This window comes from Streptomyces sp. NPDC087428, assembly GCF_044744085.1.
Taxonomy (GTDB): domain Bacteria; phylum Actinomycetota; class Actinomycetes; order Streptomycetales; family Streptomycetaceae; genus Streptomyces.
Genome location: NZ_JBIUXR010000001.1, coordinates 74,132 through 90,039, shown reverse-complemented (window position 1 = coordinate 90,039; position 15,908 = coordinate 74,132). Strand labels below are relative to the sequence as shown.

The window sequence follows — 15,908 nt, the reverse complement described above, 5'->3', positions numbered from 1 at the left end:
CGGCCGGGAAACGGGGTCAGTCGACCTCTGCGACCGCCTGCGCGAACTGGGCCGCGTACAGCCGCGCGTACGCGCCCTGCGCCGCCAGCAGCTCGTCGTGCGTGCCCTGCTCGACGATCGAGCCGTTCTCCATCACCAGGATCACGTCGGCGTCCCGGATGGTGGAGAGCCGGTGTGCGATCACGAAGCTCGTACGACCGTGCGCCAGGCGCGCCATCGCCTTCTGGATCAGCACCTCGGTACGGGTGTCGACGGAGCTGGTGGCCTCGTCGAGCACCAGTATCACCGGGTCGGACAGGAACGCCCGCGCGATGGTGATCAGCTGCTTCTCGCCCGCGCTGACGCCGGTGCCCTCGTCGTCGATCACCGTGTCGTAGCCGTCCGGCAGGGTACGGATGAAGCGGTCGGCGTGGGCCGCCCGCGCCGCCTCCTCGACCTCCTCCCGGGTGACCTCGCCCGCCGCGCCGTACGCGATGTTCTCCGCGATGGTCCCGCCGAACAGCCAGGTGTCCTGGAGGACCATGCCGATCCCGGACCGCAGGTCGTCGCGCGACATCGTCGCGACGTCCACCCCGTCCAGGGCGATCCGGCCGCCCGTCACCTCGTAGAACCGCATCAGCAGGTTGACCAGCGTCGTCTTGCCCGCGCCGGTCGGGCCGACGATCGCGACCGTGTGACCCGGTTCGACACTCAGCGACAGGTCCTCGATGAGCGGCTTCTCCGGGTCGTAGCGGAACGACACGTGCTCCAGCGAAACGCTGCCGCGCAGCTCCTCCGGGTGCGCGCCCTTGCCCGGCGCGGGATCGGCGTCCTGCTCCTCGGCGTCCAGCAGCTCGAAGATCCGCTCGGCCGAGGCCACCCCGGACTGCACCAGGTTCGCCATGGAGGCGACCTGGGTCAGCGGCATGGAGAACTGCCGCGAGTACTGGATGAAGGCCTGCACATCACCGATCGACAGCGAACCGGAGGCGACGCGCAGCCCGCCGATCACGGCGATCAGCACGTAGTTCAGGTTCGACACGAACATCATCAGCGGCTGCATGATCCCGCTGTTGAACTGCGCCTTGAACCCGGCCTCGTACAGCGCGTCGTTCTGCTCGGCGAAGTCCCGCGCGGACTCGTCCTGCCGGCCGAAGACCTTCACCAGGGTGTGCCCGGTGTACATCTCCTCGATGTGGGCGTTGAGCTTGCCCGTCACCTTCCACTGCTGGACGAACTGCGGCTGCGAGCGCTTGCCCACCTTGGTCGCCACGACCACCGACAGCGGCACCGTCACCAGCGCGACGAGCGCCATCAGCGGCGAGATCCAGAACATCATGATCAGCACGCCGACGATGGTCAGCAGCGAGTTGATGAGCTGGCCCATCGTCTGCTGCATCGTCTGCGAGATGTTGTCTATGTCGTTCGTCGCCCGGCTGAGCACCTCGCCGCGCTTCTGCTGGTCGAAGTACGACAGCGGCAGCCGCGACAGCTTCGTCTGGATGTCCTCGCGCATCTGGAACACGACCCGGTTGATCACCCGGATCGACAGCCGCGTCGACACCAGCATCAGCAGCCCGGCACCGACGTACACGGCCAGCGCCGCCAGCAGCACCCGGCCGATCGCGTCGAAGTCCATGCCCTGCCCGGGGACGAAGTCCACCTTGGAGAGCATGTCGGCCAGGCCGCTGTTGGACCTGTGCAGGCCCTCGATGGCCTGCTCCTTGGTCGTCCCCGCCCGCATCTGCCGCCCGATGACCCCGGCGAACACCAGGTCGGTGGCCTTGCCGAGGATCTTCGGGCCGACCACCGAGAGCGCCACGCTCAGCGCACCGGCCGCCAGCATCACGTACAGCGTGGCCCGCTCGGAGGCGAAGCGCTTCAGCAGCCGCTTCGTGGAGCCCTTGAAGTCCATGGACCGCTGGGTCGGTGCCCCGCCCGCCATCATGCGTCCGCCAGGCCCGGCCATTACGCGGCCTCCGCTTCCGTCAGCTGGGAGAGCACGATCTCCCGGTATGTTTCATTGCCGTCCATCAGCTCGTGATGACTGCCGGAGCCGACGACCCGGCCCTCGTCCATCACCAGGATGCGGTCGGCGTCGCGGATGGTGGACACCCGCTGCGCGACGATCACCACGGTCGCGGCGGCGGTCTCCCGCAGCAGTGCCGCGCGCAGCGCGGCGTCCGTTGCGTAGTCCAGCGCGGAGAACGAGTCGTCGAAGAGGTAGATCTCCGGCTGCTGAACCAGCGTCCGGGCGATCGACAGCCGCTGTCTCTGCCCGCCGGAGACATTGGTGCCGCCCTGCGCGATCGGTGCGTCGAGACCGTGCTCCAGACCCTCGACGAACTCCTTGGCCTGCGCGACCTCCAGCGCGTGCCACAGCTCCTCGTCGGTCGCGTCCGGGTTCCCGTACCGCAGGTTGGTCGCGACCGTTCCCGAGAACAGGTACGGCTTCTGCGGGACCAGGCTCACGGTCTTCGCCAGCAGCGCCGGAGCCAGCGTCCGTACGTCCGTCCCGTCGACCAGCACCTGGCCGTCCGTCACGTCGAACAGCCGGGGTACGAGACCGAGCAGCGTCGACTTGCCGCTGCCCGTCGACCCGATGATCGCGGTCGTCTCGCCGGGCCGGGCCACCAGGTCCACCGACCGCAGCACCGACGCCTCCGCGCCGGGGTAGCGGAAGTTCGCCCCCCGGACCTCCAGATGCCCGTGGGCGCGCAGTTCGGTCACCGGATCGACCGGCGGCACCACGCTGGACTCGGTCTCCAGGACCTCCTGGATGCGCTCGGCACAGACCTCGGCGCGCGGCACCATCATGAACATGAAGGTGGCCATCATGACCGACATGACGATCTGCATCAGATAGGAGAGGAACGCGGTCAGCGCCCCGATCTGCATCCCGCCGCTGTCGATCCGGTGCGCGCCGAACCAGACGACGGCGATGGACGACACGTTCACGACCGTCATCACGGTCGGGAACATCAGTGCCATCAGTCGGCCGGTGGACAGTGCCACGTCCGTCAGCTCGGTGTTGGCGCCGCGGAACCGCTTCTCCTCGTAGCCGTCGCGGACGAAGGCGCGGATGACCCGGTTACCGGTGATCTGCTCGCGCAGCACCCGGTTCACGGTGTCGAGCCGCTCCTGCATCGTGCGGAACAGCGGACGCATCCGCTTCACGATCAGGCTCACCGCGATCCCGAGGACCGGCACCACCGCGAGGAGCACCGCGGACAGCGGGACGTCCTGGCCGAGCGCCATGATGATGCCGCCGACACACATGATCGGTGCCGAGACCATCAGCGTGAACGTCATCAGGACCAGCATCTGGACCTGCTGGACGTCATTGGTCGTACGGGTGATCAGTGACGGCGCGCCGAACCGGCCGAGCTCACGCGCGGAGAACGACTGGACCCGGTCGAAGACCGACGCCCGGATGTCCCGGCCCAGTGCGGACGCGGTACGGGCACCGATGTAGACGGCCCCGATGTTGCAGACCACCTGGGCGATGCTGACGACGATCATGGCGCCGCCGTACTGAAGGATGTAACCCGTGTCCCCCTTGACGACACCGTTGTCGATGATGTCGGCGTTCAGGGTGGGCAGATAGAGGGCGGCGGAGGTCTGGAGCAGCTGGAAGACCACCAGCAGCGCGATCGGTTTCTTGTACGGACCGAGACAGGTCCGCAGGAGTTTTATGAGCACGCGTGTCTCTCGGAGTCGGCATAGGTCGGGAGTCGACCCAGTTTCCGGCACCGCCCACCGGGACCGCGAACGTTTTTATTCAAGTCCAGGTCAAAAAAAAGACCGGGTCCATAATTCTTCCGCCCAACTCCGCGCCGCCCCCCGGCGGTCTCACCGAAGGCAGGCACCCCGGCGCGCGCCGTCGACCGCCGGACGCCCCGGCGCGCGGGATGGAGCGCCCCGCGTATCAGCGCCCCGGATGTCAGCGCCCCGGATGTCAGCGCGCGGTGTCGAACGCCCCGGGGTGGATCTGGTCCCGCGTCGCCACGTACTGCTGGCGTACCGCCTGGCCGACCGCCAGCTCCTCGCCGGGATCCAGCACCTGCGCCGCGGCGTCCTGCCAGACCGGGGGAGTGCGCGGATCGAGCGTCCCCTGCGAGACCCCCAGCGCCCAGGCCGCCTGCCGGGCCGCACCCAGCGCCGCGTACTGGGCCGGCTCCGGCACGACCACCTGCGTCCCCAGCAGCATGGGCGCGAACGCCCGCACGGCAGGCAGTTCGGCGGCGGCGCCCAGCAGGAACACCCGCCGTACCTCGACCCCGCGGCCGCGCAGCACGTTCAGCGCGTCGGCCAGCGAGCAGAGCATCCCCTCGAACGCGGCCCGCGCGAGGTGCTCCGGCTTCATCGACTCGCGCCGCAGCCCGCTCAACGTCCCCGCGGTGTGCGGCAGATGCGGGGTCCGCTCACCCTCCAGATACGGCAGGAGCACCAGCCCGGAGGCGCCCGGCGTCGACTTCAGCGCCAGCGCCGACAGCTCCTCCAGCCCCTCCACGTCCAGCATCTCGGCGGTGCCGCGCAGCGCGCGTACCGCGTTCGACGTGTGCACCACCGGCAGGTGCATCCCGGTGGCGTCCGCGAACGAGGTGATCATCCCGGTCGGATCGGCCAGCGCCTCGTGGTGCACCGCCATCACCGAGCCGGAGGCCCCCAGCGACACCACGGCGTCGCCGACCCCGACCCCGAGGCCGAACGCCGCCGCCATCGTCTCGCCGGTACCCGCCGAGATCAGCAGCCCCTCGGGCGTCGTCCCGGCCGCCTCGCAGGGACCGAGCACCTCGGGCAGCGCCGCCTCCCGGCCGAGCGCCAGCCGCACCAGGTCCGGCCGGTAGGACTCACTGCCCGCCGACCAGTAACCGGTCCCTGACGCGGCACCCCGGTCGGTCGTCCGCCGGGCCGGGCGGCCCAGCAGCTGCCACACCAGCCAGTCGTGCGGCTGGAGCACGGCGGCGACCCGCTGTGCCGCCTCCGGCTCGGTCCGCGCCAGCCAGCGCAGCTTCGACACCGGCTGAGCGGCCTGCGGCACCGCCCCGACCGCCTCGGCCCAGGCCTGCCGCCCGCCCAGCCCGTCGATCAGATCGGCCGCGGCGACCTGCGCCCGCTTGTCGTTGCCGAGCAGCGCGGGGCGCACGAGATTGCCCTGCCGGTCCAGCGGTACGAGCCCGTGCTGCTGCGCGGACACCCCGATGGCCTGCACGCCTTCGAGCAGCCCGCCGGTGGCCGCCTCACCGAGTGAGAGCAGCCACGCCTGCGGATCGACCTCGGTGGCCTTCGCCTCCACGGGGTGTGCGGCGTACCCCTGGCGCAGTACGGCACCCGTGTCCGTATCGCAGACCACGATGTGCGTGAAGGCGGATGAACTGTCCAAGCCGGCGACTATGCCCATACACAGATTCTGCCGCACCGCCGGACCGTTCCCGTACCGGCGGTGCGGCAGACATGACGACGGGGCCTCAGGTGTTGGTCGTTCCCCAGTCGTCCTCGCCGTTCGCGCCGCGCCCGCGCATCGACCGGACCCGGTCCGCGACGGACGCCGGCACCTTCTCGCCGACCTTGTCGCCCACCACGTGGTACGCCTTCCCGGCGAACTCGCGGCCGCTCTGGGCGGCCGACTCACAGGTGTTGCGCACGGCCGGGTTCTGGGCGAACTGGCGTGCGGACTTCTTCAGCTGCTCGTAGCGCTCGCGCCCGGCACGTGTGCCGAGTACGTAACCGAGGGCCACTCCGGCGATGAACGTGAGCCGGTACCGCATGGCTGCCACCCTTCCTTCACTCCGTGCGACGTGTGCTGCCCGCCTACCCGCGGACACCGGAGATCACCCCGGCCGATACCGATTGGCAAAGCACCCCCCTGCTTGCGCTAATGTATGTGTCGCAGCGAACGTCCGCCGCCCGGCAGCCGCCAGGCAGGTGTCGTTCGAGGCGACGCAGCAATCCCCTGTAGCTCAATTGGCAGAGCAGCCGGCTGTTAACCGGCAGGTTACTGGTTCGAGTCCAGTCGGGGGAGCGCGATCCCCTGTAGCTCAATTGGCAGAGCATTCGGCTGTTAACCGGAGGGTTACTGGTTCGAGTCCAGTCGGGGGAGCGGAACGGAAGAGGGCCCTGCGGGGTCCTTTTTCGCGTGCCCCGAACCGGCCCTCCGGCGGTCCGGTCCGGTGGTGCGGGTGGGGCCGGCGTGACTCTTTCGCGTCAACTTCACGTCGCCCGGAACCAGGCACGGAGCAGCGCAGTCTTCATGGTCACGAGTACCCGGGCATCCGGAGCGAGAGATCGTATGACCGGCTATGCTGCGGCAGACGGCGCGCACACATGTACGCGCCAGGCCGAAAAGGGGCGGTAGCTCAGCCGGTTAGAGCAGCGGACTCATAATCCGTCGGCCGTGGGTTCGAGTCCCACCCGCCCCACCACAGCAGAAACGTTGTGACCAGTGGGAACGCCGTTGCGACGCTAGCCGGGGCACGGCATGCGCCGCGCGAACGCCGCAGCGACTCGCCGCAGGGCTCCTTCGGATGGCTCACGGCATGGCCGGTGAACGCCTGAGCGGTGACATCTCGTACACGGTGATGTGGCGGACTGGTGGCTCCCGAACAGGGCAGAACCAGCGCCAGACCTTCGACGACGAAGGGGCGGCGAAACGGTTCCGCGACCTGGTGAATGGTCACGGACGGCAATGGCCGCCGGAGTGGGTCAAGGATGAGGGTTTCGTCAAGCCGGGCGAGCCTGAGATGCCGAACTCGGAGAAGCTCTCTGTCTACGCGCACGCCTACGTGGGGCTGCTGACGGACATGTCAACGACACCGAGGACGACGAGATCTCCCTCGAACCCGAGGAGTACGCACTCCTTGATCAGTCGAACGGCGGAAGCGCAGTGCGATGGAAGGCGGATACATGAGGCGCCCCTTGGCCGAGATCGCCTTGAAGGCCCTCGGAGCTGGCCCGCCGGTGGCAACCGCCGGTAGTGACCCCGCCGCAGAACCGACCGTCGCGGATGTCTGGGCAGAGTGTGATCTCGGATTCGTACTACTGCTTCACCGCAGGGATGACGGTTACTTCGCAGAAGAGGTGTACTACTCCCTGCGCGGCCGCGACGACGGGGCGGAGGAGGGATGGGCCGCCTGCGATCACCTCAGTGGTGGTCTCCTGGGTTTCGACCCGGAGGACGCGACGTCCCGCGAGGAAGTACTCGCCGGGCACGCCATGGCGATCGTCACGGAATCGGAATCCATGGTCTATACCGGCAGGTCAGTCGAGAAAGAGGGTGACGAACTGCTGCGCGTCGTGGAGCTCCTCGTCTCCGCGGAAGCCGACGTTCTCGAGATCGAGAACCTGACCAGGCCGTCTCAATATCGACGCTCCTTGTCTTCGGCTCTGGCCTTGCTCGTGCTTCTCCCCGGTGACCGTATCCGTGTCCGCGCGGCGCGCTCCACGCGATCCGGGTGCATTCCTGTCGGCGAGGTCATCGAGCTGTCGCACCCGCCCGATCCGGCAATGCGCGGTGACTGGTTGTGATTGCCGCAACCTCCCATGCGAACTGTCGAGCCAGGGATGGCGGCTGACCTTGCCCGCAGCCTGCGGCGGGAAGTCCAACGTCGCCGGCGTGTTCCATGTCTGCGAGCCCACGAGGGCGGAGTTCCTCTACTCGTCCACCAGCTCGGCCCATCGGGACGAGTTGGTCGAAGAGGTGGATGATCTCTGCCATCTCTCGCCGGGCACCGGAGCGGGCAGCTCACCCGTGGACGTCGGTTCGCCCGTGAGGAACAAGCGTTCCGAGGTACCGGCCTCCAGCCCCAGCGAACCCGTGCCGCCCTGCGCGAGGACGGTGGTCCCGCCACCCGCCGTGCGGCGAGTGCGCACCTTGCTGCCCCGGTGGTCGAGGAAGTCGACGCACTCCTCGGCGTCGACGCGCAGATCGAAGGCGGGGCCGGTCGTGGTCGCCCCTGCCGGATTCCTGGCCTCAAGGATTCTCCAAAGACCCGAAGAGCTCTGCCACGCATTCCTCTGCCGTACTTCTGCGTGCGCGGGGCCGCCGGGACCGGTCGATACCATCCTTCGTGACCGAATCCCTGACCGAAACGACGGGCGAGGCAGATGAGCCCGCCCCTCGCTCCCGCATATTCGCCGACCTGACCCCGCTGCGGACCTCTCCCGACTACCGGCGGCTCTGGTTCGGGAACACGGTCTCCTGGGTGGGGCAGGGGATGACCGCGCTCGCCGTGTCGCTCCAGGTGTACGACCTCACCGGATCCGCCTTCTCCGTCGGGCTGATCGGTTTCTGCTCGCTCGTGCCCCTGGTCGTCTTCGGGCTGTACGGCGGTGCCATCGCCGACACCGTCGACCGGCGGAAGCTGGGACTGGCCAGTGCCTTCGGGTCGTTCGTCCTCTCCGTAGGGCTGGTGGCGATCACCGTCGCCGGGGTGGAACGGGTGGGGCCGCTGTACGCGGTCGTCGCGCTCCAGGCCGTCTGCTTCGCGCTCAACTCACCGGCCCGCAGTTCGATGATCGCCCGCCTCCTGCCGGCCGAACAGCTGCCCGCCGCCAACGCGCTGAACTCCATGACCAGCACCACCGGCGCACTCGTCGGACCGATGCTCGGCGGGCTCATCGTCGGCTGGTGGGGATACCGGGCCGCGTACGGCATCGACGCCGTCACCTTCACCGCCTCGCTCTACGCGATGTGGCGGCTGCCCTCGATGCTGCCGGACCGGGCGGAGGGCGCCGCCGGCCCCGGGAAGCGGGCGTCCGTCATGGACGGGCTGCGGTTCCTGGGCACCAGGCCCAACCTGCGGATGACGTTCTTCACCGACATGTGCGCCATGGTGCTCGCCAGCCCCCGCGCACTGTTCCCCGTCGTGGCCGTCGTCTGGTACGGGGGCGACGCGAAGACCACCGGGCTGCTGGTCGCGGCCCCGGCCATGGGAGCGCTGCTGGGCGGGGTGTTCTCCGGCTGGCTGGGGAAGATCCGGCGGCACGGGCTCGCCGTGCTCCTCGCGGTCGCGGGCTGGGGCACCGCCATCGCGGTGTTCGGGCTGACCCGGCAGCTCTGGCTCGGGCTGATCTTCCTGGCGCTCGCGGGGGCGGCCGACACCACCTCGATGGTCTTCCGCAACACCATGCTCCAGGCCGCCGTGCCGGACGAGATGCGCGGGCGGCTCCAGGGCGTGTTCATCGTCGTCGTCGCGGGCGGCCCGCGGCTCGGCGACTTCCTCGCCGGATCGGTCGCCGATCTCGTCTCGCCCGGCGTGGCCGTGACCGGGGGAGGGATCGCGTGCGTGGTCGCCGTGGCGGTGCTGGCCCTGCGGTGGCCCCGGTTCGCGCGGTACGACGCACGCGACCCCGAGGCGTAGGGACACGGTCCGGGCTCCACGTTCCGGCCCCGCGCCCGTACCGGGGCCGCGGGTCCGTCAGGCGACGTCCGCGAGCTTCGCCAGCTCGTCCGTCAGGCGACGTCCGCGAGCTTCGCCAGCTCGCCCGTCAGGCGACGTCCGCGAGCTTCGGCATCTCGCCGCCGGTCGTCGTGCCGTCGATCAGCGAGAACGGTGCGCCCTGCGGGTCGGTGAGGGCCGCGAACCGGCCGAACGGGATGGTCAGCGGGCCGAACCGGAGCTGTGCCCCGAGCGCCTCGGCCTTCTCCACGGCCGCGTCGCAGTCCGCGACGGTGAAGTACACGTTCATGTACGGCGGCACCTCCGGAGGGAAGTCCTCCGTCATCCTCATCCGGCCGAGCACCGGGTCCGCGCCCAGGTCGTAGAGCGCGAAGTCGACCGTGTCGTCCTCCACACGCTTCAGCCCGTACCCGAAGACCGCGCGGAAGAAGGGGTCCGCCTTCTCCGGCTCCCGGGTGAAGACCTCGCCCCAGCTGTAGGCGCCGGGCACATCGCGCGCGCCGAACCCCTCGTGGCTGCCCGACTGCCAGACCCCGAACGCGGTTCCGCCCGGGTCGCGGGCCAGCACCATCGTGCCGAACTCGCCGACCCGCATGGGCTCCACCAGCACCTCGCCGCCGTGCTCGCGGATCTTCGCGGCGGTGGCCGCGGCGTCCGGCGAGGCGAGATAGAGGGTCCAGGCGGCCGGTACCTCATGACCGGGGACGGGCGGCATCAGGGCGGCGACCGCCTTGCCGTCCACGTACGCCTGGGTGTAGTTGCCGAACTCGGACAGCGAGTCGCCGTACGTCCAGCCCAGCAGCTCACCGTAGAAGCGTTTCGCACCCGCGAGGTCACCGAACGTCGCGTCGGCCCAGCACGGAGTGCCCTCTGGTTCTGCGGCCATGACCTGGCCTCTTCTCTTCACTCGAAGATTTACCCCTTTTATTACGCTATCGACCCACCGCTTCCCGTGCGCGCCGAACCCGCCCCGGCCCCCGGCGGGCCGGGCCGTACGACGGAGCGGGCGACCCCCAGGTCCACCAGGTCCTGCGGACGCAGCCGCAGTTGGTCCGCCGTGGCGTGCACCTGGTCCGGGGAGCGCTTCAGGATCGCCGCCGCGAGCTCCGGGGCGATGACCGAGAAGTAACTGTCGGCGGTGACATGGGTGTTGTCCGGTGCGGCCAGGGCCAGTGCGCCACCCGAACCGCCCTCCCCGATCACCAGGGTCGTGACGGGGACCCGGGCGGCCGCGATCGCCGCGAAGGCGTCGGCGATGGCCGCGCCCGCGCCGGCCCGTTCCGCCTCGGCGTCGTTGGCCGCGCCCGGGGTGTCGACCAGGGTGAGGACCGGGACGCCGAGCCGGTCGGCCAGCCTGATCACCCGGGCCGCGGTGCGGTAGCCCGCCGGGCGGGTCGCGGTGCCGCACTGGGCGACGTACGCGACGGGCCGCCCCTCGCGCAGCCCGAACCCGCAGAGCAGCCCGGGGTCCGTGCCCCCGCAGCGGTCCCCGTGGAGCGGGAGCCGTGGCCCGAAGTAGGCGTCCAGATACGCCCCGGCGCGCGGCCGCGACGCGGACCGGGCCCGGACCACCGCGTCCCAGCCGGTGCGCGGGAGTCCGGTCGCGGAGAGCGCGGCCGGCACCGGCGCGGGTTCCGGCACGGAGTCGCGGTGGGCGAGCGCCCGCAGCCAGTGGCCCAGGACCGCGGCCAGTTCCTCCGGCGGGACGATCGCGTCGATCTGGCCGGCCGCCAGCTGGCCCTCCGCGGTGTACGCGAGGGGGTCGGCGCCGTGCGGCCGCACCCGGGAACCGGCGAACCCGACCTGGGCCCCCGGCAGCGCCAGGATCACATCGGCGCCCGCGCCCAGGGTCGCCCAGCCGCCCCCGGTCGTCGGGTCGCGCAGGACCGCGAGCTGCGCCGGACCGGCCGCCCGCAGCCGCGCCGACGCACGCGCCACCCGGTGCAGCTGGGTGAGCGCGATCATGCCCTCCTGCATCCGGCTGCCGCCCGTGGCGATCAGCGAGACCAGGGGGAGCCGCCGGGTCACGGCCTCCTCGTACGCCGCCTCCAGCCGGTCCCCGGTGCGCTGCCCGAGCGAGCCGCCGAGGAACCCGAACTCGAACGAGACCAGGACGCAGCGGCGGCCGCCGAGGGTGGCGACGCCGTGCACGACGGACTCCCGCTCACCGGTGCGGGCGGTGGCCCGCGCCCGGGAGTCGGCGTATCCCGACCAGCCGAGGGGCCCGTCGGCCTCGGTGTCCTCGCGCGGGGCGGTGGACTCGGTGAAGTCGGCGGTGACGGCGGCGATCGCCGCACGGGCCGACAGCCGGTCAGCCATGGAGCGACCGCTTCATGATCTTGCCCAGGTCGTTGCGCGGCAGCGCGTCCAGGTAGCGGACGGTGCGCGGCCGCTTGTGCGGGGAGAGCTGGGCCGCGACATGCCCGGCGAGCTCGTCGGCCGAGGGCGGGGAGGAGGGGTCGGCCGGCACCACCCAGGCGACGATCCGCTCGCCCAGGTCCGGGTCGGGTTCGCCGGTGACGGCGGCCTCGCGGACACCCGGGTGCTCCAGGAGGGCGTTCTCGATCTCACCGGCGCCGATCTTGTGGCCGCCGCTCTTGATCAGGTCGGTGGCCTTGCGGCCGATGATCCGTACGTACCCGTCGGGGTCGAGGGTGGCCATGTCCCCGGTACGGAACCAGCCGTCGGCGGTGAGGGCCGCGGCCGTCGCGTCGGGGCGGTTGAGGTAGCCGGTGAACAGGTTCGGGCCGCGCACCTGGATCTCACCGATGGACGCGGGGTCCGCGAGCGCGCTGCCGTCCTCCTCGACCAGGCGGAGTTCGACGCCGCGCAGCGGGGCGCCGACGGTGCCGGGGCGCGGTTCGCCGTCGGCCCGCACGCCCGTGTTCATGAGCGTCTCCGTCATGCCGTACCGCTCGATGACCCGGCGGCCGGTCGCCGCCGCGATCCGCTCGTGGTCGTGGACCGGCAGCGCGGCCGATCCGGAGACCAGCAGCCGGGCGCCCGCCAGGGCCTTCGCGAGCCCGTCGGACGCGGCGGGGACCGCAAGCGCTTCCGCGAGCCGGTGGTACATCGTCGGCACGCCGAACAGCATCGTGCCGCCCGACTCCAGCTCCCGGGCCACGCCCTCGGTGGAGAACCGGCCGAGGTGGCGTACCGAACCGCCCCGCCGCAGCGGACCGAGAATGCCGAGGATCAGCCCGTGCACATGGAACAGCGGCAGTGCGTGGACGAGGACGTCGTCGCCGGTCCACTGCCAGGCGTCCTCCAGCGCGTCCAGGGTGGCGGCGACGGCCCGGCGCGGCAGCACCGCGCCCTTGGGCGGGCCGGTGGTGCCGGAGGTGTACACGATCAGGGCCGGGGCCTCGGGGGAGGGCTCGACGAAGGAGGAGGCGGAGGCGTCTCCGTTCGCGGGGGCCGTGTCCGTGTCCACGTCGACCCGGGTCAGCGCGGCCAGCGCGGGCGGCAGTACGTCACCGGGCGCGGCCAGCACCGTCGAGGGGGCGCTGTCCGCGACGATGTGCGCGAGCTCCCGCTCACCCGTCTTCGGGTTGAGCGGCACGGCGGGCACCCCCGCCCGCAGCGCGGCGACCACCGCGACCACGGTCTCCGGGGCCGGGGCGGCCCAGACCGCGACCCGGCCCGCATCGGCGATCCGGGCCGCGAGCGCATCCGCCGCGGTGGCCAACTGCGCGTAGGTCAGGGACTGTTCGCCGAACCGGACGGCTTCGCGGGCGGCCGGCGGACCGGCGGGATCCTGGAGTGCAGGCAAGAGTGGCATCACTCTGCGAACCCTAGACAGGCGAAGCGCTTCCGTCCCCGGAAAGTGTCCTGAACCGGCGCCGGATGGCTGTACGAGGCATCCGGCGGGAATTTGGATACGACCTTGACATATTAATTTTGCGTTGCCAGCATGCAAAAAGTTCACTCCGGTAGGGCATCTCGGCGCGGCAGGTGAGAAAGAACCTGGCTGCATCGCCGCTCGCCCGGCAGTACCCGCACGTCGCAAAGCGCGACAGCGCCTTGCCTGACAACCCCACGCACCGTCAGGAAGGAAGCGTTCATGCCTCTGTCCCCACCCCTGTGGTCCAGAATCGTCACCGCACTCACCCTGGTCGCCGCCGGCGGCCTGGCCGCGGGCACCGCGGCGGCCGCGCCCGCGGCCCCCACCGCGGCTCACGCGGCGGCCGACATGCCCGCCGCCGACTACCAGCAGGTCCAACTGGCCCTCGGCGCCGACGAACTGGGCGAGGCCATGTCCCTGGCCGTCCTGCCGGACCGGTCCGTCGTCCACACCGCCCGGGACGGCACGGTCCGGCTCACCGACGCCTCCGGGGCGACGAAGACCGCCGCCAAGCTCAATGTCTACACGCATGACGAGGAAGGGCTGCAGGGCGTCGCCGCCGATCCGGACTTCGCCACCAACCGCTACCTCTACCTCTACTACTCACCCACCCTGAACACCCCTGCCGGTGACGCCCCCGTCAACGGAACGGCCGCCGACTTCGAGCCGTGGAAGGGGCACCTCAACCTCTCCCGGTTCACCCTGAGGACCGACGGGACGCTGGACACCGCGAGTGAGAAGGTCGTCCTCGAAGTCCCCAACGACCGCGGGCAGTGCTGCCACGTCGGCGGTGACATCGACTTCGACGCCGCCGGGAACCTCTACCTGACCACCGGCGACGACACCAACCCGTTCGAGTCCGCCGGCTACGCGCCGATCGACGAACGCACCGAGCGCAACCCGCAGTTCGACGCCCAGCGCTCCTCGGGGAACACCAACGACCTGCGCGGCAAGCTGCTGCGGATCAAGCCGACCGCCGCCGGCGGCTACACTGTCCCGGCCGGCAACCTCTTCGCCCCCGGCACGGAGAGGACCCGGCCGGAGATCTACGCGATGGGCTTCCGCAACCCGTTCCGGATGTCCGTCGACAAGCCGACCGGCACCGTCTACATCGGTGACTACGGCCCCGACGCCGGCACCACCGACGCGAACCGGGGCCCCAGCGGCCAGGTCGAGTTCGACCGCGTCACCGCCCCCGGCAACTTCGGCTGGCCCTACTGCACGGGCACCAACACCGCCTCGGAGACGTACAACGAGTACACCTTCCCGAGCGGCCCCTCCGGCGCGAAGTACGACTGCGCGGGCGGCCCGGCCAACAACTCCTTCCGCAACACCGGCCGGCCGACGCTGCCCGCCGTGCAGCCCGCCTGGATCAGGTACGCGGGTGACGCGGGCTCACCGCCCGAGTTCGGCGGCGGCTCCGAATCGCCGATGGCCGGACCCGTCTACCACTACGACGCGGACCTCGACTCGGCCGTGAAGTTCCCCGCCTCGCTCGACGGCCGCTTCTTCGCCGCCGAGTACGGCCGCAAGTGGATCAAGCCGATCGAGGTGAAGGCCGACGGATCGCCCGGGACGATCGACAGCTTCCCGTGGACCGGGACCCAGGTCATGGACTCCGCGTTCGGCCCGGACGGTGCGCTGTACGTCCTGGACTACGGCACCGGCTCCGACAACCAGGCGCTGTACCGCGTCGAGTACCTCGCGGGCAGCAACCGCTCCCCGGTCGCCAAGGCCGCCGCGGACCGCACCTCAGGACCCACCCCGCTCGACGTCGCCTTCTCCTCGGCCGGCAGCGCGGACCCCGAGGGCGGGCCGCTGAGCTACGCCTGGGACTTCGGTGACGGCGCCACCTCCACCGACGCGAACCCGCACCACACCTACACCACCGCCGGGACCTTCAACCCGACCCTCAAGGTCACCGACCCCGAGGGCCTCACCGGCACCGCCAGCCTCGTCGTGACAGCAGGCAACACCGCCCCCACGGTCACCCTGACCACGCCCGCCGACGGCGCACTCTTCTCCTTCGGCGACTCCGTGCCCTTCACGGTCACCGTCACCGACCCGGAGGACGGCACCGTCGACTGCGCGAAGGTGAAGGTCACCTATCTGCTCGGCCACGACAGCCACCGCCACCAGATCACCTCGAAGAACGGCTGCTCCGGCACCATCGACGTCCCCGTCGACGGTGAGCACGACAGCGCCGCCAACATCTACGGGGTCTTCGACGCCGAGTACACCGACGCCGGCGGACTCACCACCCACAGTGCCCACATCCTCCAGCCCCGGCACCGGCAGGCCGAGCACTTCGCGGCCCAGTCCGGCATCGAGGCCGCCCAGCACGGGACGGCCGAGGGCGGCGCCACCGTCGGCTTCACCGACAACGGCGACTGGATCTCCTTCGAGCCGTACGCCCTGGCCAACGCCACCGGAGTCTCGGCCCGGGTCTCCTCCGCCGGTCCCGGCGGCACGCTGGAGGTGCGCGCGGGTTCCCCCACCGGCACCCTGCTCTCCACCCTGACCGTCGCACCCACCGGCGGCTGGGAGACCTTCACCGACGTCTCGGCGGACGTGAGCAACGCACCCGCGGGCCCGACCGAACTCTTCCTCGTCTTCAAGGGGCCCACGGGCCGGGGGAATCTGTTCGACCTCGACGCCTTCACCTTCGAGACGGAGGGGTGACC

General features: G+C 70.8%; 10 protein-coding genes, 3 tRNA genes and 1 pseudogene. 7 read left to right on the top strand and 7 right to left on the bottom strand.

What is annotated here, in order from left to right; translation table 11 throughout:
- Nucleotides 1–16: 16 nt before the first annotated feature.
- The 4 genes from ACIO3R_RS00420 to ACIO3R_RS00405 all read right to left on the bottom strand — a co-directional run bounded on the left by ACIO3R_RS00420 (nucleotide 17) and on the right by ACIO3R_RS00405 (nucleotide 5,750).
- Nucleotides 17–1,948, bottom strand: coding sequence for an ABC transporter ATP-binding protein (locus tag ACIO3R_RS00420; protein ID WP_402101846.1), 1,932 nt, complete (start codon nucleotides 1,946–1,948; stop codon nucleotides 17–19).
- Entirely contained in the window at nucleotides 1,948–3,681 is a 1,734-nt protein-coding gene (locus tag ACIO3R_RS00415; RefSeq protein WP_385027436.1) for an ABC transporter ATP-binding protein, read from the bottom strand. The genes ACIO3R_RS00420 and ACIO3R_RS00415 overlap by 1 nt, the downstream gene beginning before the upstream one ends.
- A 256-nt stretch (nucleotides 3,682–3,937) precedes the next feature.
- Complete coding sequence (locus tag ACIO3R_RS00410) at nucleotides 3,938–5,383, bottom strand: FGGY family carbohydrate kinase (RefSeq protein ID WP_385354077.1); 1,446 nt, start codon at nucleotides 5,381–5,383, stop codon at nucleotides 3,938–3,940.
- Between the two features lie 67 nt (nucleotides 5,384–5,450).
- Entirely contained in the window at nucleotides 5,451–5,750 is a 300-nt protein-coding gene (locus ACIO3R_RS00405) for a YtxH domain-containing protein (RefSeq protein ID WP_385027579.1), read from the bottom strand.
- 181 nt (nucleotides 5,751–5,931) lie between these two features.
- On the opposite strand from ACIO3R_RS00405, the gene ACIO3R_RS00400 reads away from it, so the two are divergent.
- The 6 genes and pseudogenes from ACIO3R_RS00400 (at nucleotide 5,932) to ACIO3R_RS00375 (ending at nucleotide 9,341) form a co-directional block, all read left to right on the top strand.
- Nucleotides 5,932–6,004, top strand: a tRNA-Asn gene (locus ACIO3R_RS00400).
- Nucleotides 6,005–6,009: 5 nt separating this feature from the next.
- A tRNA-Asn gene (locus tag ACIO3R_RS00395) sits at nucleotides 6,010–6,082 on the top strand.
- A 245-nt stretch (nucleotides 6,083–6,327) separates the two neighbouring features.
- Nucleotides 6,328–6,404, top strand: a tRNA-Ile gene (locus ACIO3R_RS00390).
- A gap of 493 nt (nucleotides 6,405–6,897) precedes the next feature.
- Nucleotides 6,898–7,506, top strand: a complete 609-nt coding sequence (locus ACIO3R_RS00385) for a hypothetical protein (RefSeq protein WP_402101843.1) — start codon at nucleotides 6,898–6,900, stop codon at nucleotides 7,504–7,506.
- An 82-nt stretch (nucleotides 7,507–7,588) separates the two neighbouring features.
- Nucleotides 7,589–7,705, top strand: a pseudogene (locus tag ACIO3R_RS00380) (VapC toxin family PIN domain ribonuclease); the annotation flags it as partial.
- Nucleotides 7,706–8,048: 343 nt separating this feature from the next.
- Nucleotides 8,049–9,341 (top strand): MFS transporter, encoded by a 1,293-nt coding sequence (locus ACIO3R_RS00375; protein ID WP_402101841.1) that lies wholly within the window; start codon nucleotides 8,049–8,051, stop codon nucleotides 9,339–9,341.
- Nucleotides 9,342–9,468: 127 nt separating this feature from the next.
- On the opposite strand, the gene ACIO3R_RS00370 is transcribed toward ACIO3R_RS00375, so the two are convergent.
- Genes ACIO3R_RS00370 through ACIO3R_RS00360 form a run of 3 tightly spaced genes read right to left on the bottom strand, consistent with a single transcriptional unit; the run spans nucleotide 9,469 to nucleotide 13,161 of the window.
- Complete coding sequence (locus ACIO3R_RS00370; protein WP_402101839.1) at nucleotides 9,469–10,266, bottom strand: VOC family protein; 798 nt, start codon at nucleotides 10,264–10,266, stop codon at nucleotides 9,469–9,471.
- 41 nt (nucleotides 10,267–10,307) lie between these two features.
- Nucleotides 10,308–11,699, bottom strand: coding sequence for a carboxyl transferase domain-containing protein (locus ACIO3R_RS00365; RefSeq protein WP_402101837.1), 1,392 nt, complete (start codon nucleotides 11,697–11,699; stop codon nucleotides 10,308–10,310).
- Nucleotides 11,692–13,161: an acyl-CoA synthetase gene (locus tag ACIO3R_RS00360; RefSeq protein WP_402101835.1), complete on the bottom strand. Its 1,470-nt coding sequence runs from the start codon at nucleotides 13,159–13,161 to the stop codon at nucleotides 11,692–11,694. Before ACIO3R_RS00360 ends, ACIO3R_RS00365 begins: the two co-directional genes overlap by 8 nt.
- 282 nt (nucleotides 13,162–13,443) lie before the next feature.
- Here ACIO3R_RS00360 and ACIO3R_RS00355 point away from each other — a divergent pair, with 282 nt between their 5' ends.
- The gene (locus ACIO3R_RS00355) at nucleotides 13,444–15,906 is read left to right on the top strand and encodes a PQQ-dependent sugar dehydrogenase (protein WP_402101833.1); all 2,463 of its coding nucleotides are present in this window, start codon (nucleotides 13,444–13,446) and stop codon (nucleotides 15,904–15,906) included.
- Nucleotides 15,907–15,908 lie beyond the last annotated feature (2 nt).

Coding starts and splice junctions, on each gene's coding strand:
- ACIO3R_RS00420 (WP_402101846.1), bottom strand. CDS start 1,948: ATGGCCGGGCCTGGCGGACGCATGATGGCGGGCGGGGCACCGACCCAG.
- ACIO3R_RS00410 (WP_385354077.1), bottom strand. CDS start 5,383: ATGGGCATAGTCGCCGGCTTGGACAGTTCATCCGCCTTCACGCACATC.
- ACIO3R_RS00405 (WP_385027579.1), bottom strand. CDS start 5,750: ATGCGGTACCGGCTCACGTTCATCGCCGGAGTGGCCCTCGGTTACGTA.
- ACIO3R_RS00370 (WP_402101839.1), bottom strand. CDS start 10,266: ATGGCCGCAGAACCAGAGGGCACTCCGTGCTGGGCCGACGCGACGTTC.
- ACIO3R_RS00365 (WP_402101837.1), bottom strand. CDS start 11,699: ATGGCTGACCGGCTGTCGGCCCGTGCGGCGATCGCCGCCGTCACCGCC.
- ACIO3R_RS00360 (WP_402101835.1), bottom strand. CDS start 13,161: ATGCCACTCTTGCCTGCACTCCAGGATCCCGCCGGTCCGCCGGCCGCC.
- ACIO3R_RS00355 (WP_402101833.1), top strand. CDS start 13,444: ATGCCTCTGTCCCCACCCCTGTGGTCCAGAATCGTCACCGCACTCACC.